Here is a 16804-nt window from a genome sequence, read left to right as displayed (position 1 = left end):
CGCGCTGATCACACCGGCGGGCGCGCGCCCTCCCAGCCGACGGCGGCGGCACCCGCAGCGGCCGCGGCCGCGGCCGCGTCACGGAGGGACGCCCCGAGCGCGAGCGCCGCGGCGAGGGCGCCCGCGAAGGCGTCGCCGGCGCCGGTCGTGTCGACCACGCGCTCGACGCGCACCGCGGGCACGGCGTCGACGCCCGACTCGTCGGCGACGAGGCATCCCTCCGCGCCGAGCGTGACGACCACCGAGCGCGCGCCGGCGGCCTCGCGCAGGGCCAGCGCCGCCTCGGCCGGGGTCCCGGTGGCCGCTGCGGCGCCGAGCAGCTCGGCGGCCTCGTGCTCGTTGACGATGAGCGGGTCGGCGCCGCGCGGCACCTCGTCGAGCGAGGCGGGCGCGGGCGCGGCGTTGAAGGCGAAGCGCGCGCCGATCGCACCGGCGAGCTCGGCCGCGGCGGCGACGACGGCGGGCGGGATCTCGGCCTGCGCGAGCACGACCGCGGCGCGGGTGTCGGCGGCGAGCTCGACGCGCACGTGGGAGTTCGCTCCGGCGTCGACGATGATCGCGTTCTCGCCGTCCTCCGAGACCTGGATGAAGGCGGTGCCCGTGGTGACGCCGGGCACGGTGCGGAGCTCGGCCACGTCGATGCCGAGCGCGGTGAGCTCGGCGCGCAGGCTGCGGCCCGACTCGTCGTCGCCGACCGCGCCGACGAACGCGACCCGGGCGCCGGCGCGGGCGACCGCGGCGGCCTGGTTCGCGCCCTTGCCGCCGCCGGAGACCTGCACGCCCTCGGCGAGGATCGTCTCGCCCGGACGCACGTGCCGGCGCACGGCGATCATGCGGTCTTCGTTGACGGATCCGACCACGAGGACGTCCGTGTCCATGGGGCACTCCTTCTCTGCGGCCCGGTGGGGCTGGGGTGGGAAGCGGCGGATCTACACGAGTAGATCCGCCTCGATCGTAGGGATAGCATGACCGGGACGCAAGCCGCCGGGCACCCGGCCCGCGGCCCGGAAACCGAGCCGAGGAGGCGCGATGCCCGCACCCGGCGACGCCCCTCGCGCCGCGACGCGCAACGACGTCGCGCGGCTCGCGGGCGTCAGCAGCGCCGTCGTCAGCTACGTGCTGAACGACGGCCCGCGGCCCGTCGCCGAGGCGACCCGCGCCCGCGTGCTCGCCGCGATCGCCGAGCTCGACTACCGGCCGAACGCCACGGCGAGGGCGCTGCGGCTGCGCAGCACCCGCACGCTCGCGCTGCTCGTGCCCGACATCGGCAATCCCTTCTTCGCCGAGCTCGCGAAGGCGGTGCAGACGGCGGCGTTCGCCCGCGGCTACGCCGTCACGTACGGCGACACCGAGTACGACCCCGAGCGCGAGCGCGCGCAGCTCGCCGCCCTCGCCGAACGCCAGCCCGACGGCGTGCTCGTCATCGGCGGCACCCCCGGCACGCTCGCGCCGCTCCAGGCGGCCGGGGTGCCGGTCGTGACGCTCGACCGCAGCGGGGCATCCGGCGCCCTCGGTCCGGCCGGCGAGCCGCCGAGCGTCGGCATCGACGACGAAGCCGCCGCGCGGGCCGGCATCCGGCACCTGCAGCGGCACGGCCACGAGCGGATCGCGCTCATCGCCGGCCCCGAGGACTCCCCCGCCGCGCGCGCCCGGCGGCGCGCGTGGACCGCCCTCGTCGCGCCGGCGGTCGGCGCGGCCGGGCTGGATTCGCTCGTCGCGACCGCCGAGTACCGCCGCGAGGGCGGCTACCGGGCCGCACTGGAGCTGCTCGACCGCGGCGGCGCGCCCACCGCGGTCTTCGTGAGCGCCGACGTGCAGGCGATCGGCGCGCTCCGGGCGTTCGCCGAGCGCCGCGTCCGAGTCCCGGACGAGCTCGCGGTGCTCTCCTTCGACGGCACGAGCGAGGCCGAGTTCACCTCTCCGCCGCTGTCCGTCATCCGCCAGCCGCTCGGCACGATCGCCGACGCCGCGCTCGAACTGCTGCTCGACGGCGCAGCGCCCCGCCACGTGCTCGTGCCGCACGAGCTCGTCGAGCGGGAGTCCTGCGGGCCGCACCCCGGCTGAGCCGGGTTCGCCGGCCGGATCGGCGCCACGCCCGGCGCGGGTCATCCGCCGTCCCATCGCCCGCGCCGGCCCGGCGGGTGGTTAGAGTAAGCGCCGAGGCGAGACTTCTGTTCGACTTCGGGGGAACAGCATCGATTCTCGGACCAATCGTCTCGGAGAGAGGTGCAGCGTGGCCACGACGAGCAGCGCGACGGCGGGGGAACTCTTCCGGCTCATCCACACGGGCCGCGCGGACTCGCGCGCCGAACTCGCCCGCCTGACCGGCCTCAGCGCCTCGACCGTCGCGATGCGCGTCGACGAGCTGATCGAGCACGGCTACCTCGAGGAGGCCGGCCGCGGCGAGTCGACCGGCGGCCGCCGCCCGCGGCTGCTCGCGATCCGCGAGGGCGGCTCCGTCATCGCCGCCGCCGACCTCGGCGAGCGGCACGTCACCCTCGTGCTGATGAACCGCCGCGGCGAGATCGTCGCCGACGCGATCGAGCCCATCACGCTGCGCGACGAACCGGCGACCGTGATCGAGGCGGTCTGGGCCGCGGCGCAGACACTCGCCGCCGGGCTCTCGCCCACGCCCGCGATCGAGGGCATCGCGATGAGCCTCCCCGGACCGGTCGACTCGCGCGACGGGCGCCTGCTCGCCCCGATGCGGATGCCGGGCTGGAACGGCCTCGTCGTCGGCGAGATGCTCGGCCGCATCACCGGACTCCCCACGCACGTCGACAACGACGCGAACGCCATGGCCGTCGGCGAGTTCGTCGAGCGCGGCCAGACCGTGAACGAGCTCGTCTTCGTAAAGGCGGGCAGCGGCATCGGCTGCGGCATCATCGCGGGCGGCGAGCTGTACCGCGGCTACCGCGGTGTCGCGGGCGACATCAGCCACGTCGCGCTCGCGGGGGCCCCGCCCGTCGTCTGCTCGTGCGGACGCGTCGGCTGCCTCGACGTCGTCGCGAGCGGCACGGCGATCGTCGACGCCCTGCGCGGCACCGGCGAAGCGGTCGAGGACCTCGACGCGGTGCTCCGGCTCGCCCAGGACGCGCACCCCCGCGCGACCGCGCTCCTCCGCGAGGCGGGGCAGCGCACCGGCGAGGTGCTCGCCACGATCATCAACTTCTACAACCCGCAGCTGCTCGCCCTCGGCGGGCAGCTCTCGACGGCCGACGCCTTCGTCGCGGGCGTCCGTCAGGCGATCTACACGCTCTGCCTGCCGATGTCGACCGATCTGCTCGAGATCGGCGTCAGCGCGGCCGGCCCGCTCGCCGGCGCGCGCGGGGTGGGCAGCTCGCTGCTCGCCCGCCTGCTGGAGCCGGGGCGGATCGACGGTGCGATCGCCGGGGCATCCCGCCAGTAAATCCACGAATCGAAGGAAGTAACCTAACTTTTGTGAGACTGAATCCGGGTTCACTCGACCGGTGTTCTAAGCTGGCCGCATGACCCAGCGTCCTCGCATCGCGATCGCCGGCATGGCGATCGAGTCCAGCACCTTCTCCCCCCACCGCGCCGGGGCGCGCGACTTCCAGCGCGCCGAGGGCGAGGAGCTGGTGCAGCGCTACACCTCGCTCCGCGACGGCACGCTGACGGATGCCGCGGAGTGGCTGCCCGTCTACTACGCCCGCTCGATCCCGGGCGGCGCGGTGCTCCGCGAGGTGTACGACGACATCAAGGGCCGCATCCTCGACGGGCTCCGCGCGCTCATGGCCGACGGCGGCCTCGACGGGCTGTTCTTCGACATCCACGGCGCGATGAGCGTCGACGGCCTCGACGACGCCGAGGGCGACCTGATCACCGCGATCCGCGAGGTCATCGGCGCCGACGTCATGGTCTCCGCCTCGATGGACCTGCACGGCAACGTCTCCGACGCGCTCGTCTCGCAGGTCGACCTCATCACGTGCTACCGGCTCGCCCCGCACGAGGACACCTGGGAGACCCGCGACCGGGCCATCCGCAACCTCGTCGAGACCCTGCGCGACGGCCGCACCCCGCGGCGCGCGCACGTCACCGTGCCGATCCTGCTGCCCGGCGAGAAGACCTCGACCCGCGTCGAGCCCGCGAAGAGCCTCTATGCCCGAATCGACGAGGTCGAGCAGCGCCCCGGCGTCATCGACGCCGCCATCTGGATCGGCTACGCCTGGGCCGACGAGCCTCGCTGCCACGGCGTCGTCGTGGTCACCGGCGACGACGACGCCGCGATCACCGCGGCGGCCGAGGAGCTCGGCCGCGCCTTCTGGGACGTGCGCGACGAGTTCGAGTTCGTCGGTCCGCCCGGAACCCTCGCCGAGGGCGTCGACGCGGGCCTCGCCGCGAGCGACACCCCCTACTTCATCAGCGACTCGGGCGACAACCCGGGCGCCGGCGGCACCGGCGACGTGACCTGGACGCTCGCGCAGCTGCTGCAGGACGAGCGGCTCACCGCCGAGGGCGCGCCCACCGTGCTCGTCGGCTCGATCTTCGACCACGAGGCGCTCGCCGAGCTGCGGGGCAAGACCGTCGGCGAGACCGTCACCGTCACGGCCGGCGCGCGCGTCGACCACGGCCCGCACGGCCCGGTCACGATCACGGGCGTGCTGCACTCGCTGCACGAGGGCGACCCCGACGCGGGCGGCGTCGCCGTGATCCGCGTCGGCGGGCTGCACGCGATCATCACCGAGTACCGCAAGGCGTACCACGACATCGCCGACTTCACCTCGATCGGGCTCGACCCCTTCGCGGCGCAGATCGTCGTGACGAAGATCGGCTACCTCGAGCCGACGCTCTACGACGCGCAGCGCGGCTGGACGCTCGCGCTCACGCCGGGCGGCGTCGACCAGGACCTCGAACGCCTCGCGCACCACCGCATCCAGCGACCGATGTTCCCCTTCGACTCCTTCGAGACGGAACCGGCGCTCACCGCGCGGCTGTTCGGCTAGCGGGGAGCGCGGCCGGCAGTCCGCCAGGCCGCGGGGCCGCGAGGGCGCGAGCGCGCGAAGGCGCGCCTCGCAGCCCGCCGACCCCTGCGCTCCACTTTCTCCAATTTCATGAAAACTTAGTTACGTAAACGTAACAAGTTCGTGATTGTTGGCGTTGTTCCTTCGTGCAGGATGAATCTGCGTCGAGATTCTGCACGAATTCCATCCCTCGACGAATAAACAAGGAGGTTTGATGCGTACGACTGTGATGCGGCGCCTGCTCGCCCCCCTCGGGCTCGCCGCGGCCGCGGTCCTCGTGGTCACCGGCTGCACCGCGCAGGGCGACGAGGCGTCGAGCGGCAAGGACTCCGTCAGCTACGCGCTGCCGGCCGGCACGGGCCCGAACTGGATCCTGCCGATCTCGAGCCCCGACACGATGGCCACCCACAACAGCGCCATCAAGGCGACGATGTGGCCGCGCCTGTTCGAGTACAACGGCACCAGCGGCACCATGGAGTGGGACCAGAAGGCCTCCGCCGCCAAGGCGTACGAGTTCTCCGACGACCACCTCTCGGTGACGATCACCCTCGCCGACCTCGACTGGTCCGACGGCGAGCCCGTCTCCTCGCGCGACGTCGAGTTCTGGTACAACCTCGTGCGCTTCAACGCCGAGAAGACCGGCGGCTACTCGGCCGGCCTGATCCCCGACAACATCACGAACTTCGAGATCGTCGACGAGAAGACCTTCACGCTGACCTTCAGCCAGGTCTACAACGAGGAGTTCCTGCTCGCCAACCAGCTGAGCCTCGTCTACCCCATGCCGCAGCACGCCTGGGACAAGACGAGCGCCGACGGCGAGATCGGCGACTTCGACCGCGACGAGGCATCCGCCGTCCAGGTCTTCGACTACCTCTTCTCCGAGGCGAAGGATATGAAGACGTACGCCACGAACGAGCTCTGGCAGACCGTCTCGGGCCCGTACGTCGTGAAGAGCTGGTCGGACTCCGGCCAGGTCGAGCTGACCGCGAACACGAAGTACACGGGTGAGGACACGCCGTCCATCCCGAACGTCACCTTCCTGCCCTTCACCTCGGCGGATGCCGAGATGAACGTCGTCCGCTCGGGCGAGGTCGACTACGGCTACATCACGAGCGCCCAGCTCACGAGCGAGTCGCAGTTCACCGACCTCGGCTACCGCGTCGAGCCGTGGGCCGGCTGGTCGATCACGTACATGCCGTACAACTTCGCGAACCCCGAGATGGGTCCGATCTTCGACCAGCTCTACATCCGCCAGGCGCTGCAGCACGCGGTCGACCAGGAGACCATCTCCGACGTCATCTGGCACGGCGCGGCGACGCCCGACTACGGCCCCGTCCCGCAGACGCAGGACAGCGCCTACCTCTCGAGCGAGCAGAAGGACAACCCCTACCCCTTCGACCTCGACGCGGCGGCGAAGCTCCTCGCCGACCACGGCTGGACCGCCGGCTCCGGCGGCACCCTCGAGTGCACCAACCCGGGCACCGGCGCCGATCAGTGCGGCGAGGGCATCGAGGCGGGCAAGAAGCTCGAGATCGTCGTCACCACGCAGAACGGCTCGCAGGAGACCGACAACATGATGAGCGAGATCCAGTCCTCGCTCGGCAAGATCGGCGTCGCCATGACGATCGACTCGAAGCCGCTCGACTCGGTGCTCACCGAGGCGCAGTCCTGCAAGACCGAGGGCTCGACCACGTGCTCGTGGCAGCTCGTCTTCTTCGGCACGGCGGGCTCGTGGTACTTCCCGGCCTACCCGACCGGTGAGCGCGTCTTCGCGAAGGACACCAAGTGGAACGCGGGCCAGTACGACAACCCGGAGGCCGAGGAGCTCATCACCCAGATGACCGCCTCGACCGACAGCGAGATCGCCCAGAAGTACTCGGCCCTGCTCGCGCAGGACCTCCCGGTCATGTGGATGCCGAACCCGGTCTACCAGGTCTCGGTCATCAAGGACGGCCTCGACGTCGGGCACCAGGACCCGGGCGCGTCGTTCTTCCCGCAGCGCTGGTCCTGGAGCGAGTGACCGGGCCCGTCCCGGCACGAACGGCGAAGTGAAGTAAGGCAGCAGTGATGGTGGAAGCAGCGCGGACCGCGGTCCGAACCGCGTCGGGCGGGGCCGGGATCCTCCGGTTCCTCGGCCGGCGACTCGTTCAGGGGGTGATCGTGATCCTGATCGTCACCCTGATCGTGTTCGCGCTGCTCCACCTGGCCATGCCGCAGGGGCCCGCCCAGGGCATCCTCGGCATGCAGGCGACGCAGGAGCAGATCGACGCGTTCAACCGCGCGAACGGCTTCGACCGCCCGCTCTGGCAGCAGTACTTCACGTTCCTCTCGCAGATCGCCGTCGGCGACCTGGGCGATTCGTTCAAACTGAACCGCCCGGTCGCCGACGCGATCGGCCAGCGTCTGCCGAAGACGCTGGTGCTCGCCCTCATCTCGATGGTCGTCGCCCTCATCGTGGCGATCCCGATGGGCATCTACCAGGCGGTCCGTCGCGGCAAGACCGGCGACTACGTCTTCACCACGATGAACTTCATCATCTACTCGACGCCGTCGTTCTTCCTCGGCCTCGTGCTCGTCATCGTCTTCGCCCAGTGGCTGCACCTCGTGCCGGCCCTCGCCCCGCAGGGCGACACCGTCGCCCAGGTGCTCGCGAAGCCCGCCGGCCTCGTGCTCCCCGTCGCGACCGCCGCGCTCGGCATCATCGCGACCATCTCCCGCTACATGCGCTCGGCGACGATCGACAACCTCTCCGAGGACTACGTCCGCACCGCCCGCGCGAAGGGCACCCCGATGCCGGTCGTCATCCGCCGGCACGTCGTGCGCAACTCGCTGACGCCCGTGATCGCGATGCTCGGCTACTACCTGCCCGTGATGTTCGGCGGCATGATCGTCGTCGAGTCGCTCTTCAACTACCCCGGCATGGGCCTGCTCTTCTGGACCAGCGCGCAGACCGGCGACTACCCGGTGCTGCTCGGCTGCGTGCTCGTGATCGCGGTCGCCACCGTCGTCGGCTCGATCCTCGCCGACCTCGTGCAGGCCCTGCTCAACCCGCGCACCCGAGGAGAGCTCGCATGACGACCGCCACCGCAGCCCAGCCGGCGACGCAGCCGGCCGCCCGCTCGCCGTTCCGCCGCGGGCTCCGCCGCTTCCTGCAGAACAAGCTCGCCCTCTTCGGCGTCGTCACGATCGTGCTGTTCCTGCTGTTCTGCTTCCTCGGGCCGATCCTGCACCCGACCGATCAGGTGCACACCGACCTGAAGAGCACGATGCTGCCGCCCGGCACGCCCGGCCACCCGCTCGGCACCGACGACGTCGGCTACGACGTGCTCGGCCGGCTCATGATCGGCGGGCAGGTGTCGATCCTGATCGGCCTCGCCGCCGGCATCCTCGCGACCGTGATCGGCACCCTCTGGGGCGCCATCGCCGGCTACGTCGGCGGCACCGTCGACGCCGTGATGATGCGCATCGTCGACGCGGGCATCGCCATCCCGGCGACCTTCCTGCTGCTCATCCTCTCGGCGATCATGCGGCCGAGCGTGCCGCTCATGATCGTCGTGATCGGCCTGGTGTCCTGGCTCGTGCCCGCCCGGCTCGTCCGCGCCGAGTCGATCTCGCTGAAGTCCCGCGAGTACGTGCTCGCGATCCGCGCGATGGGCGGCACCCACGGCCGCGCCGTGGTGAAGCACATCGTGCCGAACACGGTCGGCACGATCGTCGTGAACGCGACCTTCCAGGTCGCCGACGCCATCCTCCTCGTCGCGTACGTCTCGTTCCTCGGCATGGGGCTGCAGAAGCCCGCGACCGACTGGGGCGCGATGCTCACGGGCGGGATGACGTACACCTACGCCGGCGCGTGGTGGCTGATCTTCCCCGCCGGCCTCTGCATCGTGCTGACCGTCTGCGCCTTCAACAGCATCGGCGACGGCCTGCGCGACTTCTTCGACGTGAAGGGACGCGACCGTTGAGCGCCACCGACCGCACGGCCACCCCGGTCCAGGGCACGGATGACGCCGAGACGCCCATGCTCCGCATCCGCGACCTCGCCGTCACCTTCCGCACCGACGACGGGCCCGTCGAGGCCGTGCGCGGCATCGACCTCGACGTGCGCCGCGGCGAGGTGCTCGCCCTCGTCGGCGAGTCGGGCTCCGGCAAGTCGGTGACCGCGATGGCGGTGCTCTCCCTGCTGCCGGCGACGGCGAAGCGCACGGGCTCGATCGAGCTCGACAGCCGCGAGCTCACCTCGCTCACCGAGGCCGAGCTGAACGGCGTGCGCGGCAAGGAGATCTCGATGGTCTTCCAGGAGCCGATGACGGCGCTGAACCCCTCGATGCGCATCGGCGACCAGATCGCCGAAGCGCTGCTGAACCACGGCGTCGGCACGAAGCAGGAGGCGGCCCGCCGCGCGGTCGAGCTGCTCGCCCGGGTCGGCATCCCCGAGCCCGAGCGCCGCGCCGCCGGCTACGCGCACGAGATGTCCGGCGGTCAGCGCCAGCGCGTCGTCATCGCGATCGCGCTCGCCTGCGAGCCGAAGCTCATCATCGCCGACGAGCCGACGACGGCGCTCGACGTCACGGTGCAGGCCGAGATCCTCGACCTCATCCGCGAGCTCGCGCACTCGAGCGGCACCTCGTTCCTGCTCGTCACCCACAACATGGGCGTCGTCGCCGACATCGCCGACCGGGTCGCCGTGATGTACCGCGGCGAGATGGTCGAGCACGGCACCGCGATGCAGGTGCTGCGCGAGCCGAACGCCGACTACACGAAGCGCCTCCTCGACGCCGTGCCGCGGCTGCCGGAGGGCGGCGAGACGGTGCCGCCCGCCGGCGAGCCCGACAGCACGGGTCCCGGCGGCGTCGCGCTGCCGGTGCCGGTGCTCTCGCTCCGCGAGTCGAGCGTCACCTACCGCAAGGCGGGCAAGAGCTTCACCGCCCTCGACCAGGTGTCGATCGACATCGCGGCGGGCGAGATCCTCGGCCTCGTCGGCGAGTCCGGTTCGGGCAAGTCGACGCTCGGCAAGGTCGCCCTCGGCCTCGCACCGACCTCGGGTGGCGAGCTGCGCCTGTTCGGCGAGAAGCTGGGACGCGGCGGCCTGCGGGGACGCGCCGAGCGACGGCTCCGCGGCCGCGTCGGCGCGATCTTCCAGGACCCGGGCTCGAGCCTCGACCCGCGCACCACGGTCGGCGAGGCCATCGCCGAGCCGCTCGTCGTGCACCGCGCCGTGCGGCCCATGTCGGGGCGCGACCGGGCGGCGCGCGTGCGCGAGCTGCTCGAGGCGGTCGAGCTGCCCGCCTCCTACGCGAGCCGTTTCCCGCACGAGCTGTCGGGCGGTCAGCGTCAGCGCATCGGCCTGGCCCGTGCGATCGCGCTCGAGCCGGAGCTCATCATCGCCGACGAGCCGACCTCGGCGCTCGACGTCTCGGTGCAGGCCGCCGTGCTGCGGGTGCTGCGCGAGCTGCAGGAGCGCATGGACTTCGCCTGCCTCTTCATCAGCCACGACCTCGCCGTCGTGCACGAGTTCTCGCACCGCGTCGCGGTCATGCACGAGGGCCGCATCGTCGAGCTCGGCGCGACCGACGACGTGCTGCTGCGCCCGCAGCACCCGTACTCGCAGCGCCTGCTGGCCTCGGTGCCGGTGCCCGACCCGGTGGCGCAGCGCGAGCGCCGCGTCGCCCGGCTCGCCGCGAGGAGCGCCGCGTGAGCGCCCCGGTCACGCTCGAGCTCATCGCCCAGGATGCCGCGGCGGTCCGCGTCGCGGCGTCGATCGGCGCCGCGCGGGTCGAGCTCTGCCAGGCGCTCGCGCTCGGCGGCCTGACCCCGTCCCTCGGCACGATCGAGGCGGCCGTGCAGGCTGCCGGCGACGCCGTCGGCGTGCACGTGCTCATCCGCCCGCGGGGCGGCGGCTTCCACTACACGGCCGACGAGTTCGCCGTCATGGAGTCCGATGTGCGCGCCGCGGTGGCGGCGGGCGCGGCGGGCGTCGTCATCGGCTGCCTCGACGAGGCGGGCCGCTTCGACCTCGACGGCATGCGCCGGCTGCGGGATGCCGCGGGCCCGGCCGGCGTCGCGGCGCACCGCGCGATCGACGTCTCCGCCGATCCGCTCCAGGCGCTCGACGCCCTGATCGAACTCGGCCTCGACCGGGTGCTCACCTCCGGCGCGGCGCCGACCGCGCTCGCCGGGCGCGAGACGCTGCGCGCCTTCGTCGAGCGCGCCGACGGCCGGATCGTCGTGATGGCGGGCGGCGGCGTGACCGCGGCGGATGCGCCCGGCATCCTCGCCTCCGGCGTGCGCGATCTGCACTTCTCGGCGAAGCGCACGGTCGCCGGCGACGCCGGCGGCGTGAGCATGGGCTCGGCGGGCAGTGGGGTCGGCGACTACGAGGTCGCGGATGCCGAGATCGCCCACGAGATCGCCGAGGCGGCGCGCGCGGCGGCGACGTCGGCTTCTTCACCCTCGACCCCTGGCGGTGCCGCTCGATGATCGGCTCCACCGTGCTCGGGCTGGATGTCGGCGGCTCGAGTGTGAAGTACCGGCTTGCCTCGGCGGGCCAGGCGGACGGGATGCCCGACGCCATCGCCGAGGGCGTCGCCCCCGCCCTCGCCGAGGAGCTGCCGGCGACGCTCGCCGAGCTCGCCCGCACCGTCTCCGCCGGGCACCGGCTCGCGGCCGTCGCGGTCGCGATCCCCGGCCTCGTCGACGAGGCATCGGGCACCGTCATCCGCTCCTCGAACGTGCCCGCGCTCGACGGCCGTGCCCTCGGCCCCGAGCTCTCGGCGCTCCTCGGCGTGCCCGTGTCGATCCTGAACGACGGCCGTGCGGCCGCCGTCGCCGAGGCCCGCTGGGGCGCGGGCGCCGGCGAGCGCGACGTGTTCACCCTCGCCCTCGGCACCGGCATCGCGGGCTCGCACCTGGTCGACGGCGTGATCGCCGACGGCGCGCACGGCTCGGCCGGCGAGCTCGGGCACGTCGTCGTCGAGCCCGGCGGGCGGCTCTGCTCCTGCGGGCAGCGTGGATGCCTCGAGACGCTGCTGGGCGCCCCGGCGCTCCGCCGCGCATGGAACGCCGCCGGCGGCGAGGGCTCGGCCCGCGAGCTGCTGGCCGCGTACGACGAGGACGACCCCCGGGCCGTGCCGATCGTGCGGACCGCCGCGCAGCACCTCGCCGACGCCGTGCTCACCCTGCTCGCCCTCGTCGACCCCGGCGTCGTCGTAGTCGGCGGCGGGCTCGCGAGCGCGCCGCACCGGCTGGTCGAGCTCGCGGCGGGCTACGTCGCTGAGCAGGCGACGTTCCACCGGGTGCCCCCGATCGTTCCCGCCGAGCTCGGCCGCTGGGCCGGCGCCGTCGGGACCGCGGCCGAGGCCCGCGCGCTCGCCGCGCGCGTCGTCGCCGCCTGAGCCGGCGGAGGCGGCGCCGGATGCCCACACACGCCCGGCGTCGTCTTCGCCCTTCCGCCGGAATGGTTTGCGCCACGTCGGCGTTGCCACCAGGCACGGGGCGCCGCGAGGGCGCGACGGCATCGACGGGGAGGCAGCACATGGCAGCGCAGGGCGAGGGTCGGGTCAGGCAGCTTCGGCTCGTGGCATCCGTGCCGGAGGGCGAGGACTTCGAGGCGACGCTCGCGTTCTACCGCGATGTGCTCGGGATGCCGGTGCAGGAGTCGTACGAGGCCGAGGGCGACGCCAGGGTCGTGATCCTGGATGCCGGTCGGGCCACGCTCGAGCTGTCGAACGCCGCCCAGGTGCGCTTCATCGACCGGGTCGAGGCCGAGGGCAAGCCGAGCGCCGCCCTGCGGGTCGCCCTCGAGGTCGACGACTCGGTCGCCGCGACCGACGAGGCGGTCGCCGGTGGCGCCGAGCTCGTGGCGGAGGCGCGCGAGACGCCGTGGCGCTCGATGAACTCGCGGCTGAACGGCCCGGCCGGGCTGCAGCTCACGCTGTTCCAGGAGCTGGACGGGCCCGACGAGGCGTAGCGGCGAGCGCGACCTCGCGCATGACGGGCGTCTCCCCGCGGAAGTCGCCGTGCCTGGCCCAGTCCAGCACGATGCGCACGAGCACGACGGCGCCCGCCTCGAATGAGCCCGCGAATTCGGGGAAGGCTTCGAGGTACTCCGCGGTGCAGCGCTCGAGCTCCACGCCAGCGGGGAAGTCGGCGCGCCCCTCGGCCTGCAGGGTGGTGCCGTCGGCGCCGCCGATGACGACGGCGACGCGCCCGTCGCGGCGCAGGTTCGCGATCTTCCGCGAGTCCGGCTTCGCGTCGAAGAGCAGCTCGCCGCGGTCGCTCGCGGTGATCGCGAGGTAGGCGGCCTGCGGGGAGGCATCCGCTCCGAGCGTCGAGACGACGCCCGCACGCTGCGCCCGCACGTACGCGATCAGTTCGGTCAGCTCCATCGCGCCAGCGTATCGGCGTCTCAGCGCGACAGCTCGCGCGCAGGCGGCACGACCTCGCGGCCGGCGTCCCAGGGCTCGGCCCAGCCGAGCTCGTCGAACATGCGCGAGAGGATGAGCGCCGTCACGCCCCACACCAGCCGCTCGCCCACCGTGAACGCGGGGGCGCGGTGCACGAAGCCGTCGCGGCGCAGCACCGTCATCGCGCGATTCGCGGGCGCGAGCAGCTCCGCGACCGGCACCCGGAACACGTCGACCGACTCGTCGTGGTCGACCGCGGCGACGCGCGACTCGTGCGTCCACCAGGCCGGCACGGGCGTCACGAGGTGCCGGCTGAGCGGCACCGGCATGGGCGGCAGCTCGCCGAGCGGCTCGACACCGCCCGTCTCGACTCCGGTCTCCTCTCGGGCTTCGCGGAGCGCGGCATCCACCGCTCCGCCGTCGGATGCCTCGAGCCGCCCGCCCGGGAAGGCGATCTGCCCGGCGTGCGTGCCGAGCGTCGCCGCCCGGCGCAGTAGCAGCACGTCGAGGTCCCGCGGCACGACGGTGGCGGCGGCATCCGCGGGCCTGGCCGGCACCCGGTCGAGCACGCCGAAGAGCACGAGCACGGCGGCGGGACGCAGCTCCGAGGGGTCGGGCATCGCGAGGCCGGGGATGCGGGTGGTCGGCGCATCCGGGCCCGGGAACCAGTCGAGCCCGCGCTCGCAGAGCGCGAGCAGTTCGGCACGGGCATCCACGGCCCCAGCGTAGCGAAGCGACGGATACCGTTCACCCGACCGCCGCGCAACCCTCAGCCGCCACCCACGGAACCGCGCGTACGCTGTGGAGAATGCTGATCATCAGCTACAACCTGCGGAAGCACCGCGCGATCTCCGAGCTCGCGGCGCTCGATGAGCGCTACTCGCCCGACGCCATCTGCCTGCAAGAGGTGGACACCGCGGGCCTCGCCGAGGACATCGGGCGGATGCAGCTCGCCCACTCGACCACCGGCAACCGTCTCGGGCTCGCGATGTACTACCGGCCCGACCGGCTGCTCCCCCGCGACGTGCGCGCCTTCGCGCTGAAGAAGTCGTTGCACGACCGGGTGCTGCGGCCCGCGCACGAGCGCCTGCTCGCCGTGCGCTTCGACGACCTCGAGCACGACCGCGAGCTCACGATCGCCTCGTTCCACGCGGCCCCGCTCACCGCGCTGAACTCGCTGCGGCGAGCGCAGATCAACGCCGCGCTCGGCGAGCTGCAGCTGCTCGGGCCGAACCTCCCCGCGCTCATGGTCGGCGACTACAACTACCCGGTGTTCAAGGACAACCTGGCCGAGAAGGTCCGCGAGGCGGGCTACGAGCTGACCCTCAGCGACCGGCACACGTACACGCGCTACCGCTATTTCCGCGGGCACTTCGACTTCGCGACCTCGGCGGGGCTCGTGCTGCGCAGCATCGAGACGCTGCCGCGCGGCGAGTCGGATCACCTGCCGATCCTCGTCGACGCACACTACACGGGCACGGCCGCCGAGGTGCCGGCCGACATCGACGTCGTCATCTGAGTCGGGGCCCGATCACCCGTCGATCGCACTGCCCACGGCACCCGCGAGCGCGCCGAGCAGCACCGCCCCGACCATGACGCCCATCGCCGTCACGAGCGGCCGTCGGCTCCGGCCGCGGCGCGCGAGCCGCACGATCGAGACGACCATGCCGACGATGAGGGCGATGGCGGTGGTGAGCATCGCGAACCAGCTGCCGGAGCGCTTGACGACGGCGCAGGCCTCGCCCGTGCAGTTCATCCCGTCCACGCCGATGTGGGCGCCCGCGATGAGCGCCGCACCGGCGACGACGAACATGAGGATGAGCACGAACACCGTGAGCAGCACGTTCGTCAGCGGGTCCATCGGGGGGCCGTCGTGTCGGGAGCTCATCCCCGGAAGCCTACGGCCGGGGCCTGCGCACCACCTGGGGCGACCCTCGCACGGGGGCATGCCGCCCGGGCGGCGCGGCGCTACGCTGACGCCGTTCGCGGGCAGCACTGCCGCGGCGCATCCGGTTCCACCCCTACGAGGAGCACGATGATGACGACCACTGCGACGACCGACGCCGCCCTCGACCGCCCGCTGTACGGGGCGACCTTCGGGCAGGCGATCTCCCGCTTCTTCAAGAAGTACGCCACGTTCTCGGGCCGCGCGAGCCGCAGCGAGCTCTGGTGGTGGTACCTGGCCAGTGCGATCGTGAGCGGCGCGCTCTCGCTCGCCATGTCGCTGTCGGGCGGCTGGATGTACGACGCGGCGACGAACACGATGACCCCGCCGAGCGGCGGCTACGTGTTCTTCGCCTCGGTGCTCGGGCTCTGGGGCCTCGCGACGCTCATCCCGTGGATCGCCCTCAGCTGGCGCCGGCTGCACGACTCGAACCGTCCGGGTCCGTGGTGGTTCATCGGCCTCATCCCGATCGTCGGCGGGATCATCCTGCTCGTGTTCTTCCTGCTGCCGAGCGACCCCGCCGGCGCCCGCTTCGACCGCTGAGCGCGACGCTCAGCGCCCGAGCAGGCGGTTCAGCCAGCCCGGCCCCGCGACGAGCGCGGCCGGGTCGAGCCGCGCCCGCAGGCCCCGGTCGGCGGTGACGACGAGCGGGCGGAGGGATGCCTCGGCCGCGACGAGCTCGACGATGGTCGAGTCGCCGTCGGCCGGCGCGGCCACGACGAGGATGCCTCCGGGCTCCGCCGCACCGCGCGCCGCCCCCTCGACGACGGCGGTGATCGCGTCGAGGCGCAGCAGTGCTCCCGACTCGTCCGGCCCCTCGACCTCGGCCCCGGCGAGCGCGGGCAGCCCGGCGAGTAGCCGGGTCGCCGCGCCGCGCCGGTCGCGCCACCAGCCGTCGGGGCGCGAGCCCATGACGTTCGCGACGTCGACGATCAGGCGCACGGTCATACTCCGATTCTGCACCCGGCGTGGTTCAGCCCGCCTCGGCCCGGCTCAGAGCGCGGGCCACCACGAGGCATCCGTCCAGAGCCCGAGCTCCTGCTCGAGCGCCGCGCCGACCCGGAACACCGCTGCGTCGTCGTACGTGCGCCCGACGAGCTGCACGCCCGTCGGCACGCCGTTCGGCGCGATGCCCGACGGCAGTGCGAGCACCGGCACCCGGCCGATCACGTTGAACGGCAGCGTCATGAGCTGGGAGAAGATCGCGGTGCTGTCGGTGCACGGCTCCTCGGCGGCGAGGCCCGTGGAGGCGACGGTCGGGCAGAGCAGCACGTCGAAGTCCGTCATGAGCTCGGCGAAGGGGCGGTAGAACGCGGACTCCGCGACGAGCCCCTCGACGTAGCCGCCACCGGCCGCCGCCTGCGCGGCGAACGCCCGCGTGTACGGCATGAGCTGCGCGGCGCGCTCGGCGTCGCCCTCGACGATCTGCTCGATGAACGGCCCCATCACCGCGCCGAAGTGCGGCCAGGCGG

At 72.9% G+C, this 16804-nt stretch carries 18 protein-coding genes; 12 read left to right on the top strand and 6 right to left on the bottom strand.

What is annotated here, in order from left to right; translation table 11 throughout:
* Positions 1-8: 8 nt before the first annotated feature.
* Positions 9-878, bottom strand: a complete 870-nt coding sequence (locus IEY71_RS13515) for a PfkB family carbohydrate kinase (RefSeq protein WP_189085830.1) — start codon at positions 876-878, stop codon at positions 9-11.
* Between the two features lie 151 nt (positions 879-1029).
* Here IEY71_RS13515 and IEY71_RS13510 point away from each other — a divergent pair, with 151 nt between their 5' ends.
* The 10 genes from IEY71_RS13510 (at position 1030) to IEY71_RS13465 (ending at position 12951) form a co-directional block, all read left to right on the top strand.
* Complete coding sequence (locus tag IEY71_RS13510) at positions 1030-2064, top strand: LacI family DNA-binding transcriptional regulator (RefSeq protein WP_189085829.1); 1035 nt, start codon at positions 1030-1032, stop codon at positions 2062-2064.
* Positions 2065-2233: 169 nt separating this feature from the next.
* Complete coding sequence (locus tag IEY71_RS13505) at positions 2234-3409, top strand: ROK family transcriptional regulator (protein WP_189085828.1); 1176 nt, start codon at positions 2234-2236, stop codon at positions 3407-3409.
* 79 nt (positions 3410-3488) lie between these two features.
* The gene (locus tag IEY71_RS13500; protein ID WP_189085827.1) at positions 3489-4964 is read left to right on the top strand and encodes a M81 family metallopeptidase; all 1476 of its coding nucleotides are present in this window, start codon (positions 3489-3491) and stop codon (positions 4962-4964) included.
* Positions 4965-5196: 232 nt separating this feature from the next.
* Complete coding sequence (locus IEY71_RS13495; protein WP_229781739.1) at positions 5197-7002, top strand: peptide ABC transporter substrate-binding protein; 1806 nt, start codon at positions 5197-5199, stop codon at positions 7000-7002.
* Between the two features lie 47 nt (positions 7003-7049).
* Positions 7050-8057, top strand: a complete 1008-nt coding sequence (locus IEY71_RS13490) for an ABC transporter permease (RefSeq protein WP_189085826.1) — start codon at positions 7050-7052, stop codon at positions 8055-8057.
* Entirely contained in the window at positions 8054-8947 is an 894-nt protein-coding gene (locus IEY71_RS13485) for an ABC transporter permease (protein ID WP_189085825.1), read from the top strand. Before IEY71_RS13490 ends, IEY71_RS13485 begins: the two co-directional genes overlap by 4 nt.
* Complete coding sequence (locus IEY71_RS13480) at positions 8944-10680, top strand: ABC transporter ATP-binding protein (protein WP_308426153.1); 1737 nt, start codon at positions 8944-8946, stop codon at positions 10678-10680. Before IEY71_RS13485 ends, IEY71_RS13480 begins: the two co-directional genes overlap by 4 nt.
* Positions 10677-11462, top strand: a complete 786-nt coding sequence (locus IEY71_RS13475; RefSeq protein WP_189085824.1) for a copper homeostasis protein CutC — start codon at positions 10677-10679, stop codon at positions 11460-11462. Before IEY71_RS13480 ends, IEY71_RS13475 begins: the two co-directional genes overlap by 4 nt.
* A complete protein-coding gene (locus IEY71_RS13470) occupies positions 11459-12376 on the top strand; it encodes an ROK family protein (RefSeq protein WP_189085823.1) in 918 nt (305 codons plus the stop codon). Before IEY71_RS13475 ends, IEY71_RS13470 begins: the two co-directional genes overlap by 4 nt.
* A 140-nt stretch (positions 12377-12516) precedes the next feature.
* Positions 12517-12951, top strand: coding sequence for a VOC family protein (locus tag IEY71_RS13465; RefSeq protein ID WP_189085822.1), 435 nt, complete (start codon positions 12517-12519; stop codon positions 12949-12951).
* Here the strand turns inward: IEY71_RS13465 and IEY71_RS13460 are convergent.
* Positions 12911-13369 carry a pyridoxamine 5'-phosphate oxidase family protein gene (locus IEY71_RS13460; RefSeq protein WP_189085821.1) on the bottom strand — a complete coding sequence of 153 codons (459 nt, stop codon included), beginning with the start codon at positions 13367-13369 and terminating at the stop codon, positions 12911-12913. The genes IEY71_RS13465 and IEY71_RS13460 overlap by 41 nt on opposite strands.
* Before the next feature lie 20 nt (positions 13370-13389).
* Positions 13390-14103 (bottom strand): NUDIX hydrolase, encoded by a 714-nt coding sequence (locus tag IEY71_RS13455; protein ID WP_308426152.1) that lies wholly within the window; start codon positions 14101-14103, stop codon positions 13390-13392.
* 92 nt (positions 14104-14195) lie between these two features.
* Here IEY71_RS13455 and IEY71_RS13450 point away from each other — a divergent pair, with 92 nt between their 5' ends.
* Entirely contained in the window at positions 14196-14906 is a 711-nt protein-coding gene (locus IEY71_RS13450) for an endonuclease/exonuclease/phosphatase family protein (RefSeq protein ID WP_189085820.1), read from the top strand.
* Between the two features lie 12 nt (positions 14907-14918).
* Here the strand turns inward: IEY71_RS13450 and IEY71_RS13445 are convergent, their stop codons facing one another.
* Positions 14919-15275: a hypothetical protein gene (locus IEY71_RS13445; protein ID WP_189085819.1), complete on the bottom strand. Its 357-nt coding sequence runs from the start codon at positions 15273-15275 to the stop codon at positions 14919-14921.
* Positions 15276-15425: 150 nt separating this feature from the next.
* Between IEY71_RS13445 and IEY71_RS13440 the strand changes: the two genes are divergently transcribed.
* Positions 15426-15875, top strand: a complete 450-nt coding sequence (locus tag IEY71_RS13440) for a DUF805 domain-containing protein (RefSeq protein WP_229781737.1) — start codon at positions 15426-15428, stop codon at positions 15873-15875.
* A gap of 9 nt (positions 15876-15884) precedes the next feature.
* Here the strand turns inward: IEY71_RS13440 and IEY71_RS13435 are convergent, their stop codons facing one another.
* Together IEY71_RS13435 and IEY71_RS13430 are read right to left on the bottom strand one after the other, a co-directional pair.
* Positions 15885-16280: a hypothetical protein gene (locus IEY71_RS13435; protein WP_189085817.1), complete on the bottom strand. Its 396-nt coding sequence runs from the start codon at positions 16278-16280 to the stop codon at positions 15885-15887.
* A gap of 45 nt (positions 16281-16325) precedes the next feature.
* Positions 16326-16804 (bottom strand): amidase family protein (locus IEY71_RS13430; RefSeq protein WP_268243565.1); only part of this gene is annotated, 479 nt, incomplete at its 5' end.

The sequence above is a fragment of the Agromyces mediolanus genome, assembly GCF_014648575.1.
GTDB lineage: Bacteria > Actinomycetota > Actinomycetes > Actinomycetales > Microbacteriaceae > Agromyces > Agromyces mediolanus.
This window is presented reverse-complemented; position numbering and strand designations above follow the sequence as displayed.

Excerpts from the sequence above, each read along its gene's own strand:
- IEY71_RS13500 (WP_189085827.1), top strand. The coding sequence starts at position 3,489 with ATGACCCAGCGTCCTCGCATCGCGATCGCCGGCATGGCGATCGAGTCC.
- IEY71_RS13515 (WP_189085830.1), bottom strand. The coding sequence starts at position 878 with ATGGACACGGACGTCCTCGTGGTCGGATCCGTCAACGAAGACCGCATG.
- IEY71_RS13495 (WP_229781739.1), top strand. The coding sequence starts at position 5,197 with ATGCGTACGACTGTGATGCGGCGCCTGCTCGCCCCCCTCGGGCTCGCC.
- IEY71_RS13450 (WP_189085820.1), top strand. The coding sequence starts at position 14,196 with ATGCTGATCATCAGCTACAACCTGCGGAAGCACCGCGCGATCTCCGAG.
- IEY71_RS13465 (WP_189085822.1), top strand. The coding sequence starts at position 12,517 with ATGGCAGCGCAGGGCGAGGGTCGGGTCAGGCAGCTTCGGCTCGTGGCA.
- IEY71_RS13460 (WP_189085821.1), bottom strand. The coding sequence starts at position 13,369 with ATGGAGCTGACCGAACTGATCGCGTACGTGCGGGCGCAGCGTGCGGGC.
- IEY71_RS13435 (WP_189085817.1), bottom strand. The coding sequence starts at position 16,280 with ATGACCGTGCGCCTGATCGTCGACGTCGCGAACGTCATGGGCTCGCGC.
- IEY71_RS13490 (WP_189085826.1), top strand. The coding sequence starts at position 7,050 with ATGGTGGAAGCAGCGCGGACCGCGGTCCGAACCGCGTCGGGCGGGGCC.
- IEY71_RS13440 (WP_229781737.1), top strand. The coding sequence starts at position 15,426 with ATGACGACCACTGCGACGACCGACGCCGCCCTCGACCGCCCGCTGTAC.
- IEY71_RS13485 (WP_189085825.1), top strand. The coding sequence starts at position 8,054 with ATGACGACCGCCACCGCAGCCCAGCCGGCGACGCAGCCGGCCGCCCGC.
- IEY71_RS13445 (WP_189085819.1), bottom strand. The coding sequence starts at position 15,275 with ATGAGCTCCCGACACGACGGCCCCCCGATGGACCCGCTGACGAACGTG.
- IEY71_RS13470 (WP_189085823.1), top strand. The coding sequence starts at position 11,459 with ATGATCGGCTCCACCGTGCTCGGGCTGGATGTCGGCGGCTCGAGTGTG.
- IEY71_RS13510 (WP_189085829.1), top strand. The coding sequence starts at position 1,030 with ATGCCCGCACCCGGCGACGCCCCTCGCGCCGCGACGCGCAACGACGTC.